Origin of the sequence: Streptomyces sp. SAT1 (assembly GCF_001654495.1) — a bacterium.
Taxonomy (GTDB): Bacteria; Actinomycetota; Actinomycetes; order Streptomycetales; family Streptomycetaceae; genus Streptomyces; species Streptomyces andamanensis.
Window position 1 is genome coordinate 589,182 of sequence record NZ_CP015849.1, and the last position, 16,037, is coordinate 605,218.

At 74.1% G+C, this 16,037-nt stretch carries 12 protein-coding genes and 1 pseudogene; 4 read left to right on the forward strand and 9 right to left on the reverse strand.

Translation table 11 applies throughout. The annotated features are described in order from the left end of the window. Positions 1 to 10 precede the first annotated feature (10 nt). The 3 genes from A8713_RS02430 to A8713_RS02440 form a co-directional block, all read right to left on the reverse strand. On the reverse strand, positions 11 to 451 hold the full coding sequence (locus A8713_RS02430) for a hypothetical protein (protein WP_064531182.1): 441 nt from the start codon (positions 449 to 451) through the stop codon (positions 11 to 13). A 139-nt stretch (positions 452 to 590) separates the two neighbouring features. Continuing rightward, on the reverse strand, positions 591 to 1,454 hold the full coding sequence (locus A8713_RS02435; protein WP_064531183.1) for a SigB/SigF/SigG family RNA polymerase sigma factor: 864 nt from the start codon (positions 1,452 to 1,454) through the stop codon (positions 591 to 593). 234 nt (positions 1,455 to 1,688) lie between these two features. Next, positions 1,689 to 2,126 (reverse strand): ATP-binding protein, encoded by a 438-nt coding sequence (locus A8713_RS02440; protein ID WP_064531184.1) that lies wholly within the window; start codon positions 2,124 to 2,126, stop codon positions 1,689 to 1,691. A gap of 568 nt (positions 2,127 to 2,694) precedes the next feature. Here A8713_RS02440 and A8713_RS02445 point away from each other — a divergent pair. Next, positions 2,695 to 3,147 carry a cyclic nucleotide-binding domain-containing protein gene (locus A8713_RS02445; protein WP_064531185.1) on the forward strand — a complete coding sequence of 151 codons (453 nt, stop codon included), beginning with the start codon at positions 2,695 to 2,697 and terminating at the stop codon, positions 3,145 to 3,147. An 18-nt stretch (positions 3,148 to 3,165) separates the two neighbouring features. On the opposite strand, the gene A8713_RS02450 is transcribed toward A8713_RS02445, so the two are convergent. Beyond that, a complete protein-coding gene (locus tag A8713_RS02450) occupies positions 3,166 to 4,476 on the reverse strand; it encodes an MFS transporter (RefSeq protein WP_064531186.1) in 1,311 nt (436 codons plus the stop codon). Positions 4,477 to 4,733: 257 nt separating this feature from the next. Between A8713_RS02450 and A8713_RS02455 the strand changes: the two genes are divergently transcribed. After that, positions 4,734 to 4,988 carry a WhiB family transcriptional regulator gene (locus tag A8713_RS02455; RefSeq protein ID WP_064531187.1) on the forward strand — a complete coding sequence of 85 codons (255 nt, stop codon included), beginning with the start codon at positions 4,734 to 4,736 and terminating at the stop codon, positions 4,986 to 4,988. A gap of 17 nt (positions 4,989 to 5,005) precedes the next feature. On the opposite strand, the gene A8713_RS02460 is transcribed toward A8713_RS02455, so the two are convergent. From A8713_RS02460 to A8713_RS02480, 5 genes are all read right to left on the reverse strand, one after another. Continuing rightward, entirely contained in the window at positions 5,006 to 6,970 is a 1,965-nt protein-coding gene (locus A8713_RS02460) for a sensor histidine kinase (protein ID WP_064531188.1), read from the reverse strand. Next, the gene (locus A8713_RS02465) at positions 6,967 to 7,662 is read right to left on the reverse strand and encodes a response regulator transcription factor (RefSeq protein WP_064531189.1); all 696 of its coding nucleotides are present in this window, start codon (positions 7,660 to 7,662) and stop codon (positions 6,967 to 6,969) included. The genes A8713_RS02460 and A8713_RS02465 overlap by 4 nt, the downstream gene beginning before the upstream one ends. Before the next feature lie 129 nt (positions 7,663 to 7,791). Further along, entirely contained in the window at positions 7,792 to 9,231 is a 1,440-nt protein-coding gene (locus A8713_RS02470) for a M1 family metallopeptidase (protein WP_064531190.1), read from the reverse strand. 150 nt (positions 9,232 to 9,381) lie between these two features. Continuing rightward, on the reverse strand, positions 9,382 to 11,055 hold the full coding sequence (locus A8713_RS02475) for an FAD-binding dehydrogenase (RefSeq protein ID WP_064531191.1): 1,674 nt from the start codon (positions 11,053 to 11,055) through the stop codon (positions 9,382 to 9,384). Positions 11,056 to 11,071: 16 nt separating this feature from the next. Next, positions 11,072 to 11,719: a TetR/AcrR family transcriptional regulator gene (locus tag A8713_RS02480; protein ID WP_064531192.1), complete on the reverse strand. Its 648-nt coding sequence runs from the start codon at positions 11,717 to 11,719 to the stop codon at positions 11,072 to 11,074. A 272-nt stretch (positions 11,720 to 11,991) separates the two neighbouring features. Between A8713_RS02480 and A8713_RS34025 the strand changes: the two are divergent. Both A8713_RS34025 and A8713_RS34855 read left to right on the forward strand, forming a co-directional pair. Further along, positions 11,992 to 13,839 (forward strand): annotated as a pseudogene (locus tag A8713_RS34025) (DNRLRE domain-containing protein); the annotation flags it as partial. Between the two features lie 699 nt (positions 13,840 to 14,538). Then, a complete protein-coding gene (locus A8713_RS34855; protein ID WP_443069756.1) occupies positions 14,539 to 16,035 on the forward strand; it encodes an amidase domain-containing protein in 1,497 nt (498 codons plus the stop codon). Positions 16,036 to 16,037 lie beyond the last annotated feature (2 nt).

Sequence of the window (16,037 nt, forward strand, 5' to 3'; positions counted from 1 at the left end):
TCCAGCCGGGTCAGAAGTCCGTGGGCAGGTCGCTGACGGCGGCGATGCCGCGCAGCTCCTCGGTCTCGCGGTGCCGGTCGCGGATGTAGTCGGCGATCTCCGTGAGGCGGGCCGGGTCGGCGGCCGTGGTGGCGTCGGTGACCACCCGGACCGGGCCGGTCTCCTCTATCTCCAGGACGACCAGCTCGTTGTCCAGCCGGCCGGTGACCGCGGTGGCGATGACCAGGGCCGCCTCGTCGCGTATCTGCTGGGGCAGGCCCTGGGTCTGCGGCCCGTCCAGCGGGAAGTCGGCGGTGGGCACGCCCTGCTCCCCCTGTTCGTGGATGGCGCGCAGCACCGGGTCCACCACGGTGAGCAGGAGTTCGTAGTCGTCCTCTGGCATCCGGATCCGCAGGAGGTCGAGGTACACCTCCACGGCCCGGTCGTCGGGCGGAAACTCGTCTTCGCTCATCTGCTCCGTGTTCCCCGCCCGGCGTCTCTCAGACCCGGCACCTGCGATCGGCCGGTGCCCGTGAAGGCGCGCCGGGCGCGCTCGCGCCACCTCCGGGCGCGGGGGTGCGCCGGGCGGTGGCGGGGGTGCGCCGGGCCGGTCAGTACGCCTCGGGGCGGGGTCCGGTGGGGCGGCGGCCGGTGCGCTCGGTGAGCACCTCGTCGCGGACGCGGGCGCAGCTGCGGCTGATCAGCCGGGAGACGTGCATCTGCGATATGCCGAGGCGGTCGGCGATCCGGCTCTGGGTCATGTCCTCGAAGAAGCGCATATAGAGAATGGCGCGTTCGCGCTCGGGAAGGCGGCGCAGTCCTTCCTTGGCCGATTCCCGGTCGACGACGACGTCGTAGGAGGAGTCGGCGGCGCCCAGGGTGTCGGCGAGGCTGTAGCCGTCGGCGCCGGAGGACATCTCGGCGTCCAGGGACAGCGTGCTGAAGCTCTCCAGCGCCTCCATGCCGGTGCTGACCTCCTCCTCCGTCAGCCCGGTGTGGGCGGCGACGGCGGCGAGGGTGGGCTCGGGGCTGCCGGGGTTCTGGGTGAGTTCGCGGCGCGCCACGCGCACCTTGTTGCGCAGTTCCTGGACCCGGCGGGGCACGCGCAGCGCCCACATGCGGTCCCGGAAGTGCCGCTTCACCTCGCCGGTGATGGTGGGGACGGCGTAGCTCTCGAAGGCCCCGCGGTCCGGGTCGAACCGGTCGATGGCCTTGACCAGGCCCAGTGCCGCCACCTGGCGGAGGTCCTCGATGGATTCGCCGCGGTCGCGGAAGCGGCCCGCGATGCGGTGCGCCATGGGGAGCCAGGCGGTGGCGAGTTCGTCGCGCACCGCGTCGCGCTCGGGCCCGTCCGGCAGCGCGGTCAGGCGCCGGAAGAGGGCCTCGGTCTCGGGTGCGTCGTCGTGCGGCCGCCGGGCGGGAGCGGCCGGTTCCTCGGAAGTGCGGGAACGGCTTGCCGGTGTGTCGATGAGCATGCGGATTCGCTCCTGAACGGTGGTTTCAGGGATGTACCGCGGGAGGCGGGGAACTGCCGGGCCGACCTGGAGGGCCTCGGAGCAGTCATGCCGCTCCCGCTGGCGCGCCTCCGGTCCGAAGCACGGGGTTCCGTCTGCCCGGGGGTGTGAGGAACAAACTCCGCTTCTTCGAATTCTTCGCGGCGGGCGGTCCGCACCGCCGCGGGGCCGCCCGGACCGGCCCGTCCGAGCGGATCAGCTCAGGGAGACCATGGCGCTGATGCACTTGCCGCCGGAGGGCAGGTCGGACACCTGGACGTCCCGGGCGAGCCTGCACACGATGGGCCAGCCGCGCCCGCCGCCGCGGTAGCGGCCCTGCCGGTCCAGCGGGGTGCGGGCCACCGGGAGGCGGTCACTGCGGTCGCTGACGCAGACGCGGACGTCGGGTCCGACGACATCGACGTGGAAGTCGGTCACCCCGCCGCCGTGCAGGATGGCGTTGGTCGTCAGTTCGGAGGCGACGAGCTGGGCGTCGGACACGGCGTGCGCGTCGCACGGCGGATGGCCGGCCCGGCAGCATTCGGTGATCACGTGTGCCACTTCCCGCCGGGCGTCGGCCGGGCGGCACGGTCCGAGGTGGTCCGGGGCGGAGGCGGGCTCCGCGACGGGGGTGGTCCGGTGCTTCTCGCACATCTCCTCGCTCCCTGCGGCCGACGGCTGAGGCTCACGGCCTCTCTGATCCGGCTAGCCCCTGTGTGCCCGGTCAAACATCCGTGCGGGACGGCGTACGCCGGGTGAAACCGAGTGAAACCGGTCACTCGACCCGCTTCGGGCACGGGTGCAGGGCCAGTGGTGGTTTAAGGTTCATCCATAAGCGGTGACGGGGTCGACCCGGCTGACGTCCCCCGTACATCGCCGCATACGGCCCTGGCTGGTCTCCCCCGTCCAGCCAGGGCTTTTTCATGTCCTCGCCCGCCGAGGTGCCCGTTGCGCGCGCAGCCGCCGACAATGGGCTCAGGCCCTGTCGTCACCTCCCCGCCTGCCACGCGACGCCACGCAGGCTCTTCGAGCGGGGGGACCCACTCGCCGCACCGGCCCCGGCCCCCGTACCTCCGATACCTCCGGTACGAGGACCGGGACACCAGTGCACCGGGAGCACGCACCGGCACCGCGAGCCCCGCCCCGGGCGGACGACGCGAAGGCGGCGACAGGACCCAGGCACACGCGCCGATCCGGACACCACGGCGAAGGGCCACGGGCCATGACCAAAGCGATCAAACTCCTCACCGCGCTCCCCCACAAGCAGCGCGAACGCCTCATGGAAGTCGCGCGGGAGGTCTCCTTCCCGGAGGACACCCGGATCTTCGAAGCGGGCGGCACCGCCGACCGCTTCTGGGTGATCAGGTCCGGCGCCGTCCACCTCGACCAGCAGGTCACGCCCACCCGCCGGGTCACCGTGGCCAGCCTCGGCGCGGGCGACCTGCTGGGCTGGTCCTGGCTCTTCCCGCCGTACGAGTGGGACTTCGGCGCCGAGGCCTTCAGCCGGGTGCGGACCTACGAGTTCGACGCCTCGGCGGTGCTGGCCCTGTCCGTGGAGGATCCGCTGCTGGGCCTGTCGCTGGTGCGGACCGTCGCGGAGATCCTCGCCCACCGTCTGGAGCTGACCCGGGGCAGGCTGCTGGAGCAGTACACGATCCCCCGGCGGGGCCTGTAGACGGCAGCGCCCCGCGCCTCAGATCCGGTAGCGGCGCAGCGCCGGTACGGCCGCCGCCAGCGCCAGCATCAGGACGACGACCAGGAGCCCGCCCCCGGCGACGGCCGCGCGCGGCCCGAAGAGCGAGCCGGCCGTGCCGTGCAGCACGTCGGCCAGGCGCGGTCCGCCCGCCACGACGACCGTGAAGACGCCCTGCATCCGGCCGCGCATCTCGTCGGTGGCGGCGGACAGCAGGATCGCGCCGCGGAAGACCATGGACACCATGTCGGCGACGCCCGCCACGGCCAGGAACACCACCGCGACCCACAGGTTGCGGCTCACTCCCACCCCGGCGACGGCCAGGCCCCAGGCGGTGACCGCGCCGATGACCATCCAGCCGTGCCGGCGCGCCCGGGAGAAGGTGCCGGAGAACAGGCCCCCGGCCACCGCGCCCAGGGGGATCGCCGCGAACAGCAGGCCGAGCGCCAGGCCCTCGCCGTAGGGGGCGTAGGTCTCGGCGGCCAGTTGCGGGAACAGGGCGCGGGGCATGCCGAAGACCATGGCGATGATGTCCGCGAGGAAGGACAGCAGCAGCACCTTGTGCCCGGAGATGTAACGGAAACCGGCGGCTATCTCCCGCACCCCGGCGCGGCGCTCGGCCGGGGCCGAAAGGGGCGGCAGCGCCGGCAGCCGCCACACCGCCCACACCGTGGCGCACAGTGCCACCGCGTCGATCAGATACAGCTCGGGCAGCCCGATCACGGGTATCAGCGCACCGGCCAGCAGCGGTCCGGCGACCAGGCCGGTCTGCATGACCGTGGAGCTCAGCGCGTTGGCGGCGGGCAGTTCCTCCTCGGGGACCAGCCGGGCGATGGAGGCGTTGCGCGCCGGGGAGTTCAGCCCGAAGAACGCCTGCTGGGCGGCGAGCAGCACCATCAGCACCACCACCGAGTCCAGCCCGGTCAGGGCCTGCGCCCAGAACAGCAGCGAGGTGACGGCGATACCGCAGTTGGTCACCAGCAGCAGCTTGCGGCGGTCCACGGTGTCGGCGACGGCGCCGCCCCACAGCGCGAAGACCACCATCGGCACCAGACCGGCCAGGCTCGCGTAGCCGACCCAGGCCGAGGAACCGGTGATGTCGTAGATCTGCTTGGGCACGGCGACCGCCGTGAGCTGGCTGCCGACCGCGGTGACGATGGTGGAGGACCACAGCCTGCGGTAGGCGGGGATGCGCAGCGGACGGGTGTCCATGGCCCAGCGGCGCCAGCCCCGCCGGGCCTGCTCGGCCGGGCCGGGGGTGCCGCCGGTGCGGGCCGGACTGCTGCTGTCGGTGCTCTCGCTGGTGTCCACGGGGTTCCTGGTTGCTCGTTACATCTTTCTGTCCGGGTTCACTATCGCAGCACAGACCGTGCCGTTCGCACCCGTCCGCGCTGCGGCGGGGGCCGCGGGCACGGCCCCGGCGGGCCGATCCGGCCATGTGCGGATCGTGCGAAGGTCCGGCGGGTGCCGGGCGGAGCGCCGTTTGACGCGGCGGCGGCAGGTGACCCGACGGCGAGCACATACGGCCCGAGACACGGACTACTTTCGATCGCAGGTGACTTTTCTTCATGGAGAACTGGCGAGAACACGCCGCGTGCCGCCACGAGGACCCCGACCTGTTCTTCCCGATCGGTACCACCGGTCCGGCACTGGTGCAGACCGAGCAGGCCAAGGCGGTGTGCCGCCGATGTCCCGTCCGTGAGGAGTGTCTGCGCTGGGCGCTGGACACGGACCAGACCATCGGTGTGTGGGGCGGGACGGGCGAGGACGAGCGGCGCGCGCTGCGGCGGCGCCGTGCCGTGGCCCGCCGCCGGCAGGGCTGACCGCCCGGCCGGTACGACTACTTTCCCGCCCGGGAGACCGCGGACCGCGGGTCCCCGGCCTCCTCGGTCCGCACGCCGTCCCGCGCCCCGGGCCCCGTCTCGTCGGGGGCCGCGGGCAGGCGGAGGGTGAAGACGCTGCCCGCGCCCGGCTCGCTGGCCGCGGCCGCGGTCCCGCCGTGGGCCTCGACCAGCTGACGGACGATGGCCAGGCCGAGACCGCTGCCGCCGGTGCGGCGGCTGCGGGACTTCTCCGCCCGCCAGAACCGGTCGAAGACGTGCGGCAGATCGTCCGGCGCGATGCCGGTGCCGGTGTCGGCCACCGTGAGGACCACCGTGTCGCCGTCGCGGTGCGCGGCCAGTGCGACGGTGCCGTCCGCGGGTGTGTGGCGCACCGCGTTGGAGACCAGGTTGCCGAGCACCTGCCGCATGCGGACCGGGTCGGCGTCCAGACAGGGGCCGTCCGCGCAGTCGGTGCGCAGCGTGACCCCGGCGGCGCGGGCGGCGACCCGGTGGGCCGCCGCGACCTGGTCGAGCAGGTCGCGGGCGCCCAGCGGCTCCCGGTGCAGGCGCAGGGTGCCCGCGTCGGCGGCGGCGAGGTCCTGGAGGTCGTCGATGACCCGCTGGAGCACCAGCGCCTCGTCGTGCAGGGAGGAGAGCAGGGCGGGGTCGGGGTCGACGAGGCCGTCCCGGGCCACCTCCAGCCAGCCGCGGATGTTGGTGAGCGGGCTGCGCAGCTCGTGCGCGATGTCGCTGACCATCGCCTTGCGCTGGGCCTCCAGGCGTTCGCGGCGCTCGGTCAGCGCGTTGAACGCCTGGGCGAGCAGCCCGGTCTCGTCCCGGGTGGTGACGGGCACCCGTACATGCTGGTCCGGGGGCTGGCGGGCGGCCTCGGTCAGGGCGCGCAGCGGGCGCACGAGCCGGCCGGCGACCACGGCGGTGACGGCGACCGTGACGGCCAGCACCAGACCGGCGGCACCGATGATCTTCGCCTTGTTGGCGGGCGACATGACGAACCGGGTGGCGGCCCGGTCCCCGCCGCCCAGGAAGAGCTGGGCGGCGGGGGCGACATAGGGGTCGAGCTGGTCCCGGTAGGCGTCGTCGGCGCACTGCTGCGCCTTCTGCTGTGCCTTCTGCCGCGCCTCGTGCCGCGCCTCGTCGGTGGCACCGCCGCCCGCTCCGAGGGCGCCCTTGTAGTAGTAGCGGACGGCGGTCCTCGAGACGAGGTAGCGGCCGCCGGCCCCGGGCTCGAACTCCAGGGCGCCGAGGTCGGGGTCCAGGCCGGCCCGCCGGATGCAGGCGCGGGCCCGCAGGGTCACGTCGTCCAGGGCCCTGCGCTCGGTGGCCGTGGGGGTGTTGAGTGCGCCGTCGGCGCACTCCTCCGGCACCTCGGTGACACCGCGTGTTCCGTCGTCGGAGACCAGGTAGGGGCGGCCGCCCGGGGTGTGCCGGACCGTGGTGGGGACGCCGTTGGCGGCGAAGCAGCTCCGGCGCTTGGCCGCCACCTGGTCGAGCTGCCGGCGTTCACCGGCCGGCAGCGCGTAGGGGCCGACCGCCCGCGGGTCGATCCCGCTGAGCTGGGCGCCGCGCTGGGTGTAGGTGTCGGTGTGCAGGGGGTCGACGGTGGCGGCGGGGCTGGGTGGCAGCGGGCTGCCGGGCGGCGCGGAGTCGGCGACCAGGGTGCGGTCGGCGGTGGTGAGGGCGACCCGGCGGCCGGTCTGCGCCGCGAGCCCGCGGACGGTGGCCGCGACGCCCTTCCAGTCGCGGTGGGTGGCCGCGTAGCCGCTGAGCCGGGCCAGGATGGCGACGTCGTCGGCGAGGTCCTGGCCCTGCTCCTGCCGCAGGGCGCTGGTGGTGGTCTGCACCGCCAGCCAGGCGGTCGCCGCCACCGAGCAGCCGGCGATCAGGACGGAGGCGACCAGCAGCCGCACCAGCAGCCGTTTGCGCAGCGGTATGCCGCCGCCCGGCCCGGCCTTCTTCCTCACGCCGCCGCGCTGTTCAGCTTGTAGCCGACGCCGAAGACGGTCAGCAGCCGTACCGGGCGGCGCGGGTCGGCCTCCAGCTTCTTGCGCAGGTTCATGATGTGCACGTCTATGGCCCGTTCGGTGGAGGCGCGGTCCAGTCCGCGGGTGCGGTGGAGCAGTTGGTGCCGGGTGAAGACCCGGTCGGGTTCGCCGGCCATGGCGAGCAGGATCTCGAACTCGGCCGGGGTGCACACCACCGGCCGCCCCTCGCACCGCACCTCGTGCCGCACCGGGTCGACGGCGAGCCCGGCGGCGCGCAGCACGGGGTCCTCGCGCCGCTCGGCGGCCCGCCCGCTGCGGCGCAGCACGGTCCGTATCCGCGCCATCAGCTCGCGGGGGCTGTACGGCTTGGTCATGTAGTCGTCCGCGCCCAGCTCCAGGCCGAGCAGCACGTCGTCCTCGGTGTTGCGGGCGGTCAGCATCAGCACCGGGACGTCGTCGTCCCGGCGCAGTTCCCGGCAGACCCCGAAGCCGTCGAGCACCGGCAGCATGAGGTCGAGGACGACCAGGTCGGGCCGGTGCAGCCGGGCCGCCTCCAGGGCGGCCCGGCCGTCGTGGACCACGGTCGCGGTGTGGCCCTCCAGCAGCAGGGACCGGCGGATGAGTTCGGCCTGCATCTCGTCGTCCTCGGCGACCAGCACATGTGCGCACACCTGGCGGATCCTAAGCGGTCGGCGGGCCGGGGACGGCACGGCGGTGGCGGGTGATCATGTCTCGACCATGGCCGACACATGTGAGGAACCCGTCAGGGCCGGCCGTCCGGCGCCCCGGATCCGCCGCCGTCAGGGGGTGGCCGGCTTCCCCGCGGTCTCCAGCCAGGTGCGCATGAGCGCGCCCAGGTCCTTGCCGGAGATCCGCTCGGCGAGCGCGGTGAACTGGGCCGTGGTGCCGTGCCCGCCGCGGTGGTCCGTCGCCCAGGCGCGCAGGATCCGGAAGAAGGCCCGGTCGCCGACGGCCCGGCGCAGTTCGTGCAGGGTCATGGCGCCGCGGGCGTAGACGGGGGTGTCGAAGATGTTCTCGCCGCTGCCCGGGTCGCCGGGCGGGAAGGCCCACAGCCGGTCGGTGGCCGGGCGCGCGTACAGCGCGTCGAACTCCTGCTGGGCGCTGTCGCCGCCGTGCTGCTCGGTGTAGAGCCACTCGGCGTAGGTGGCGAAGCCCTCGTTGAGCCAGATGTCCTGCCAGCGGGTCAGCGAGACGGAGTCCCCGAACCACTGGTGGGCGCTCTCGTGGACGAGGGTGGCGAGGTCGGGCGCGGAGTCGTACAGGGGGCGGGTCTGGGTCTCCAGGGCGTAGCCGACGCCCGGGGCGTGGTCGACGATGGCTCCGGCGGCCCTGAACGGGTAGGGCCCGAAGAGCCCGCTCTCCCAGTCGAGGACGGCGGGCAGTTGCCTCACCACGGGCGCGGCGGCCTTCGCCTCGCGCGGGTCGACGGCGTTGTAGACCCTGATCCCGCCGTGGGTGGTGAACTGCTCGACGCGGAACTTCCCGATGGTGGCGGTGGCCAGGTAGGCGGCCATGGGTTCGCTCTGGCGCCAGCGGTAGGTGGTGCGGCCGTGGGCGGTGCGGCTGCCCAGGTAGACGCCGTTGGCGACGGCCGTGTGCCCCTGCGGGACGGTGAGGGTGAAGTCGTACGACGCCTTGTCCAGCGGGTGGTTGTTCGCCGGGAACCAGGTCATGGCGCCCTGGGGTTCACCGGCGACGAAGGCGCCGTCGTCGGTGGGGATCCAGCCGTCCGGTGAGCCGTCGGGGTCGGTGACCGGGCCGGGGGTGCCGCTGTAGGTGACGGCGACCTGGAAGCGGTGGCCGGGGCGCAGGGCGGTGCGCGGGGTGACGACGAGTTCCTGGCCGTGGCGCCGGTAGGACGCCTTGGCGTGGTCGACGCTGACCCCGGTGACCTTCAGGCCCTTGAGGTCGAGGTCGAACCGGGTCAGCCGGGCGGTGGCGCGGGCGGTGAGGACGGCGGTGGCGTCGAGGTGGCGGGCGGCCGGATCGTACCGCAGGGTCAGGTCGTAGTGGGAGACGTCGTAGCCGCCGTTGCCGGCGAGCGGGAAGTAGGGGTCGCCGGCGCCGGGTGCGCCGGCCGCGGCGGGGCGGGCGGGTGCGGTGCCGTGGGCGACGGGTCCGGCGGCCGCGGGTCCGGCGGCCGCCAGCAGGGCCGCGACGGCGACGGGGACGGTGGCGGTCACGGCGCGGGGGACGGGCTGCTTCCTGGGGGGCGTCACGGTTCTCCTCGGGGGGACGGGCGGCGCATGATCAAACGCCCTCAGAGTAGAGCCGTGGCGGCGCCGGTTCGCCCTGCCGCGGGTCAAGTCGCCCACGGGGCGGGCCCGACCGCCCCCCGCCGGGCGAAGGGGGCGGGCCCGCCGGGCCGTTCAGGCGGTCTGTGCGGCCGCGGCGCGGCCGGCCGCGCGGCCGGAGAAGAGGCAGCCGCCGAGGAAGGTGCCCTCCAGGGCGTTGTAGCCGTGCACGCCGCCGCCGCCGAACCCGGCCACCTCGCCCGCCGCGTACAGGCCGTCGACGGGTGTGCCGTCCGTGCCGAGCGCGCGGGAGTCGAGGTCGGTCTGGATGCCGCCGAGGGACTTGCGGGTCAGGACGTGCAGTTTGACGCCGATCAGGGGGCCGGCCTCCGGGTCGAGGATCCGGTGCGGTGCGGCGACCCGGCCGAGCCGGTCGCCGATGTAGCGGCGGGCGTTGCGGATGCCCTGCACCTGGGCGTCCTTGCTGTACGGGTTGTCCAGCTGGAGGTCGCGGGCGGTGATCTGGCGGCGCACCTCGGCGGCGTCGAGCAGGGGCCGGTCGGTGAGCCTGTTCATCTTCTCGACGAGTTCTTCGAGGGTGGCGGCGACCACGAAGTCGGCGCCGTGCCGCAGGAAGTCCTGGACCGGTCCCGGCGCGCCCTTGCCCAGCAGCCGGTCGCGCAGCACCGCCTTGCGGTCCTTGGCGGTGATGTCGGGGTTCTGCTCGGAGCCCGAGAGGGCGAACTCCTTCTCGACGATCCTTCGGGTCAGCACGAACCAGGAGTGGTCGTGGGCGGCGAGGTCCTCGGTGGTGCGCAGGTGCCGCAGGGTGCTCAGGGTGTCGTAGCCGGGCAGGCAGGGGTCGGGCAGCCGGCGGCCGAGGGCGTCGAGCCAGACCGAGGAGGGGCCGGGCAGGATGCGGATGCCGTGGCCGGGCCAGATCGGGTCCCAGTTGCGGATCCCCTCGGTGTAGTGCCACATGCGGTCGCGGTTGACCAGCCGGGCACCGGCGGCGGCGCTGATGTCGAGCATCCGGCCGTCGACGTAGGCCGGTACGCCGGTGACCATGCGGGCGGGCGGGGTGCCCAGGCGCGCGGGCCAGTGGCGGCGGACGATGTCGTGGTCGGCGCCGATGCCGCCGCTGGTGACGATCACGGCCTGGGCGGTCAGTTCGAAGGCGCCGCGTTCCTCGCGGCTGGAGGCGACGCCCCGGGGCGCGTCGTCGGGGGCGAGGAGGGTGCCGCGCACGCCGCGCGCCGCGCCGTTCCCGACGACGAGTTCGTCCACCCGGTGCCGGTGGTGGAAGGTGAGCAGCCCGTCCTGGGCGGCCCGGTGCGCGTACGCGGCGAAGGGGGCGACCACGCCGGTGCCGGTGCCCCAGGCGATGTGGAAGCGCGGTACGGAGTTGCCGTGGCCGTCGGCGCGCAGGTCGCCGCGCTCGGCCCAGCCGACCGTGGGCAGCAGGGTGACGCCGTGCCCGGCCAGCCAGGAGCGCTTCTCCCCGGCCGCGAACTCGACGTAGGCGCGGGCCCAGCGCATGCCCCAGCTGTCCTCGTCGTCGGGCCGGTCGAAGCGGGCGCTGCCCTGCCAGTCGTTCCAGGCGAGGTCGAAGGAGTCCTTGACGCCGAGGCGCCGCTGCTCCGGGGAGTCCACGAGGAACAGCCCGCCGAACGACCAGTACGCCTGGCCGCCGAGGTTGGCGGCGTTCTCCTGGTCGACGAGGGCGACCTTGCGGCCCCGGCTGGTGAGTTCGTGCGCCGCGACCAGGCCGGCGAGGCCGGCTCCGACGACGATGACATCCGCGTCCATGGCGGGGGTTCCCTTCTCAGTGCGTCGGTGCGGCGCTGCCGCCGTCGGTGAGCAGTGCGGTGAGCAGGTGCCGCAGCCAGGCGCGGGCGCCCTCGACGTCCTTGTCCAGCAGGAGTTGGACGGTGACGCCGTCGTAGGCGGCGACGACCGCGCGGGCGGCGCCGTCCGCGCCGCCGAGGACCGCGGGCAGCGGGGTGCGGGCGTGCGCGCGCTCCAGCCGTTCGGCGATCGCGCCGCGCAGCCGGGCCCGGTGCCCGCGCAGGGTTTCGGCCACGGCGCCGTCGCGGGCGGCGTGCACCAGGAAGTCCGTCTTGACCAGCAGCCAGTCCACGTCCAGCAGGAGGACGTCGGTGACCCGGTCGACGGCGGCGGGCACGTCCAGGTCGGGTCCGTCGACGGCGAGGGCCCCCGCGACCTGGTCGGCGATGAGTTCGGCGCGCTCGCGGTAGAGGGCGAAGAACAGCTCGTCCAGGGTGGTGAAGTTGGAGTAGAAGGCGCCCCTGCTGTACCCGGCGGCCTCGCAGACCTCCTCGATCGAGACCCGGCCGAAGCCCTTGGCGGCGAAGACCCGGAACGCGGCGCCGAGCAGATCGGCCCGGGTGCGCGCCCGGCGCCTGCTCAGGCCCGGCGGCGCCACGGGCTCCCGCGGCGGTTCCTGTGTCATGGCTCTGCCACCCCCTTGTGGATACATGAATGTATCCGATACGGCGATGTATCCACAGGGGTACGGGCGGACCGGCACCGGACCCGCCCCCACGACCGGTTCACCGGCGCCCGCCTCCCGCGCGGACGGGACCCATCCGCTGTGGCGGGCCTCACATGTGACGAGAAGTCGGAAATGGGCGCTGAGTGACGATAAGCGCGTCAACGACCCTTCGGCTTCCGGCTAATCTTTGATCTTCCTTCACGTTCCCTTGACCAAGGAATGACGTTTTCATGAACATAGCTCCGCCGGGCCGTTCGGCCCGACGAGCACGCGGGACCACCGGCACGCTGCCGCGCGCCGCGGTCCTCGCCCTGTCCCTCGCTCTGCTCGGCACCTCCGCCGCGGCCGCTCCCCTGGCCCCGGCCCCGGACGTGCCGTCCCGCCCGGCCGCCGCGCCGGGCCCCGCGGCCGACGTCCCCGCCGCGCTCGCCGCCGCCCGGCGCTCCGGGACCCGGGTGGAGGCGCTGTCCGAACGCGGCACCGCCGCCACGACCTGGGTCAACCCGGACGGCTCCCTGACCACCGAACTCACCGCCGGACCGGTCCGTTTCGACCGCGACGGCACCTGGGTGGCGGTCGACACCGATCTGACCGAGCGTGCCGACGGCAGTGTCGCCGCCAAGGCGCACCCCGCCGCCCTCACCCTCGCGGGCGGATCCGGCGACCGCGCCCGGTCGCTGAGCGCCGCCCGCACCGCGCCGGCCCGCGACCTCGTCACCCTCGGCGAGGGCGACCGGCAGGTCACCCTCCAGTGGAAGGGCGGGCTGCCCGCCCCCGCGCTGGAGGGCAACCGCGCCACCTACGCCGAGGCCGTACCGGGCGCCGACGTGATCGTGGAGGCGACCCGGACCGGCTTCGAGCAGTACGTCGAGATCAAACGGCGCCCGGCCACCGACGACTACAGCTACACCCTGCCGCTGCGCACCAAGGGGCTGCGGGCCGCCCAGCAGCCCGACGGCAGTGTGCTGTTCACCGACCGCAGGACGGGCCAGGAGCGCGCCGTCATGCCCGCGCCCGTCATGTGGGACGCGACCGTCGACGCGCGTTCGGGCGAGCACACCCGCCGGGTGCCGGTCGCCATGCGGGTCCGGCAGAAGGGCTCCTCGGTCGACCTCGTCGTCACCCCGGACCCGGCCTTCCTCGCCGACCCGGCGACGCGCTACCCGGTGACCGTCGACCCGTCGACGTCCGCGCTGAGCAACGTCTTCGACACCTATGTGCAGCAGGGCGAGACCCGCGACTGGTCCACCGACACCGAGCTCGACTTCGGCAACCCGGGCACCAAGAACGCGAACGGCACCGCGCGCACCGCGCAGTCGTACATCACCTGGGGCACCGCGCCCATCGCGGACGCCCTGGTGAGCAGCGCCCGGCTGAGCCTGTGGAACTTCCACTCGGCCAACACCGACTGCAAGGCCCAGCCCTGGCAGGTGTGGGCCGCCGACGAGGCCGGCACCGCGAGCCGCTGGACCAACCGGCCCAAGATGCGTACGCGGTACGCCACTTCGACCGAGACCAAGGGCAACCCGGCCTGCGGCGCGGACGGCTGGATCAACGCCGACGTCACCTCGCTCGCGCAGTCCTGGGCCTCGGCCAGGGCGCCGCGCTCGACCATGGGCCTGACCGCGGCCGACGAGTCGTCCGTCGCGCAGTGGAAGCGGGTCAACTCCGCCAACGCCACCAGCAATCCGCCCAAGCTCACGGTCACCTACAACTTCCGGCCCCGGTCCGGGAACAACCGCCAGGCGGGCCCGCCGTTCGCCAAGGACGCCTCGGGCACCTGGCAGGTCAACACCACCACGCCGACCCTGCGCGACACCTTCTCCGACAAGGACGGCGACCGGGTCGACGGCACCTTCGAGATCGTCGACGCCGCCACCGGCAAGCAGGTGGGCGAGCGGCTCGTCTCCCCCTACGTGGAGTCCGGGCGGGCCGCCGCGGTGACCGTCCCCGACGGGCTGCTCAAGGACGGCCGCACCTACCGCTTCCGCACCAGCCCGTACGACGGCACGCACTACAACCTGGCCTGGTCCGACTGGGCGGCCTTCACCGTCGACACCGGGCGCGCCCCCGCCGCGCTGCCCGACATGCCGCGGTCGCTGGAGGCCGGCGGCACCGACACCCTCACCCCGCTGCTGTCCGGTCTGGTCGCCAGCCCCGAACAGGGCAGGGTCCGCGCCGAGTTCGCGCTGCGGGACGAGAACGGCAGGCAGCTGCCCGGCGTGACGGTGCCCGAGGCGTGGGTGGACAGCGGGCAGCGGGCGGCGGCCCGTGTCCCCGAGGGTGCCCTGAAGGACGGCACCACCTACCTCTGGGCGATGCGCTCGTGCACCGGGACGGGCTGTTCGGCCTGGTCCTACGAGGAGGAGCTGACCGTCTCCGCGACGGCACCGCCCGCCCCGAAGACCACGACCGTGACCCTCACCGGCGCCGCCCTGGAGGACGCCACCGCGCCGATCGGCGCCGGGGCCTGCGCCGGCGGCTGCCCGGCGGTCAAGGACGCCCGCCTCACCCTGGGCGGCGCCGCGGGCTCCGAGCGCGCCGTCTGGTTCAGGCCCGGCCTCGGCCAGGTGCCCGCGGGCGCCCGGGTCACCCGGGCCCGGCTCCAGCTGACCCCCGCCGAGTGCGGGACGGCCGCCTGCGCCGCCCGGCCGGTCGAGATCACCCAGCTCGCCGAGGCATGGGCCGCTCCGCAGGACGGCGCGGCGCTGCCTGGCCTGCTGGAGGACACGCCGTTCGCTGAGGCGGCGCTGCCCGAGGAGCAGGACCTGGGCCCGATGGTGCAGTCCTGGCTGGAGCAGGGCCCCGTCGAGGGCTTCGTCCTGCGGCTGCCCGCGAAGGACCGCGGCCAGACACTCTCGTACCACTCCGGCCGGTCCGCCGACGCGGCGAAGCGTCCCCGGCTGGTGATCGAGTACGTGGCTCCGAAGGTGCCGGGCACCCCGGAGGACCTGCGGGTCACCCCGGGCGACGGCGGCCTGCTGGCCACCTGGAACCCGCCGGCCGACCTCGGTTCGGCGACGGACGGCGCTGAGTACGACGTCGTCGTCACCCGCGCCGACGGCACCGTGGCCGCGCGGACCACCACCCGGGAGCCGCACGCCGTGGTCGGCGCGCTGGCCAACGGCACCCCCTACCACGTGGCCGTCACCGCCCGCACCGCCCACGGCTCGGGCGCCGCGGTCACCGCGGCGCCCAGGACGCCCACGGCGGTACCGGCCGGCACGGCGACGTACCGGGACATCGTGCAGCAGTACCTGGACGCGCGCGCCGCGATCCTGCGGGGCACCCGGCCGACGGCCGCCGCCGCGCTGGCCGCCGCGCCCGCCGGTGCCGCCTTCCAGGACCTGCTGAACGGCCAGGCCGCCGACCTGGTGGAGACCCGCGAGTCGCTGGCCCGGCACGGCACCCGCTACACGGAGATGACCAGCACGCTCTCCGAGGTCCTCGCGGGCGTCGACGACAGCGGTGCGGTCTTCCTGCGCGCGGTCGTCGACGACCGCGCCGTCCTCGGCGGGGACGGCGCCGCGGCCGAACCCGAGGAGGGGCGCAGGGAACAGCGGTTCACCTTCAGCACCAACAGCGGTGCGCCGCTGCTCCATCTGGAGGCGGACGCGCCCGCGGCGGAGAAGGTCCTGTCGCGGTCGGCGGCGGTCGAGGACGGTCTCGACGTGGCCGGTGAACCCGAGGGCCCGGTCGAGGAGACCCCGGACGAGCCCGTCGAGCTGGACGCCGAGGGCTTCCCCGTCCAGACCCCGCAGGCCGCGGGCGCGATGCTGCGCGCCGCCCAGGTCAGCGGTTCGGGCACGGCCAACTGGGCCTCGCGCAACCTGGGCACCAAGTGGGAGTACGGCCAGGACTGCACCAACTTCGTCTCCAAGGCCCTCTACTACGGCGGGAAGATGAAGACCCGGGCCGGCGGCCGCAAGCACGACCGCGCCTGGTGGCAGCAGTACTACTTCTTCGGCACCGTGAAGAACAAGAGCTACACCTGGTCCGGCGCGGAGAACTTCCGCCGCCACATGATCAACTACCGTAAGGCGCAGTTCGTGCACGCGCACAACGCGCGCGCCGGTGACATCGTGCTCTTCAAGTGGAAGAAGGAGCGGGCGTACAACCACGTCGCGGTGGTCTCGGCCAACCGGCACGGTGTCCAGCTCCTCCAGCACGGCGGAGTGGGCCGCACCAGCCTGGCGGCGGCCATCGCCCGCTACCGCAAGAGCAGCAACTACATCGAGCGCGTCGTCATCCTTCGACCGAGGTCCCGCGGCTGATC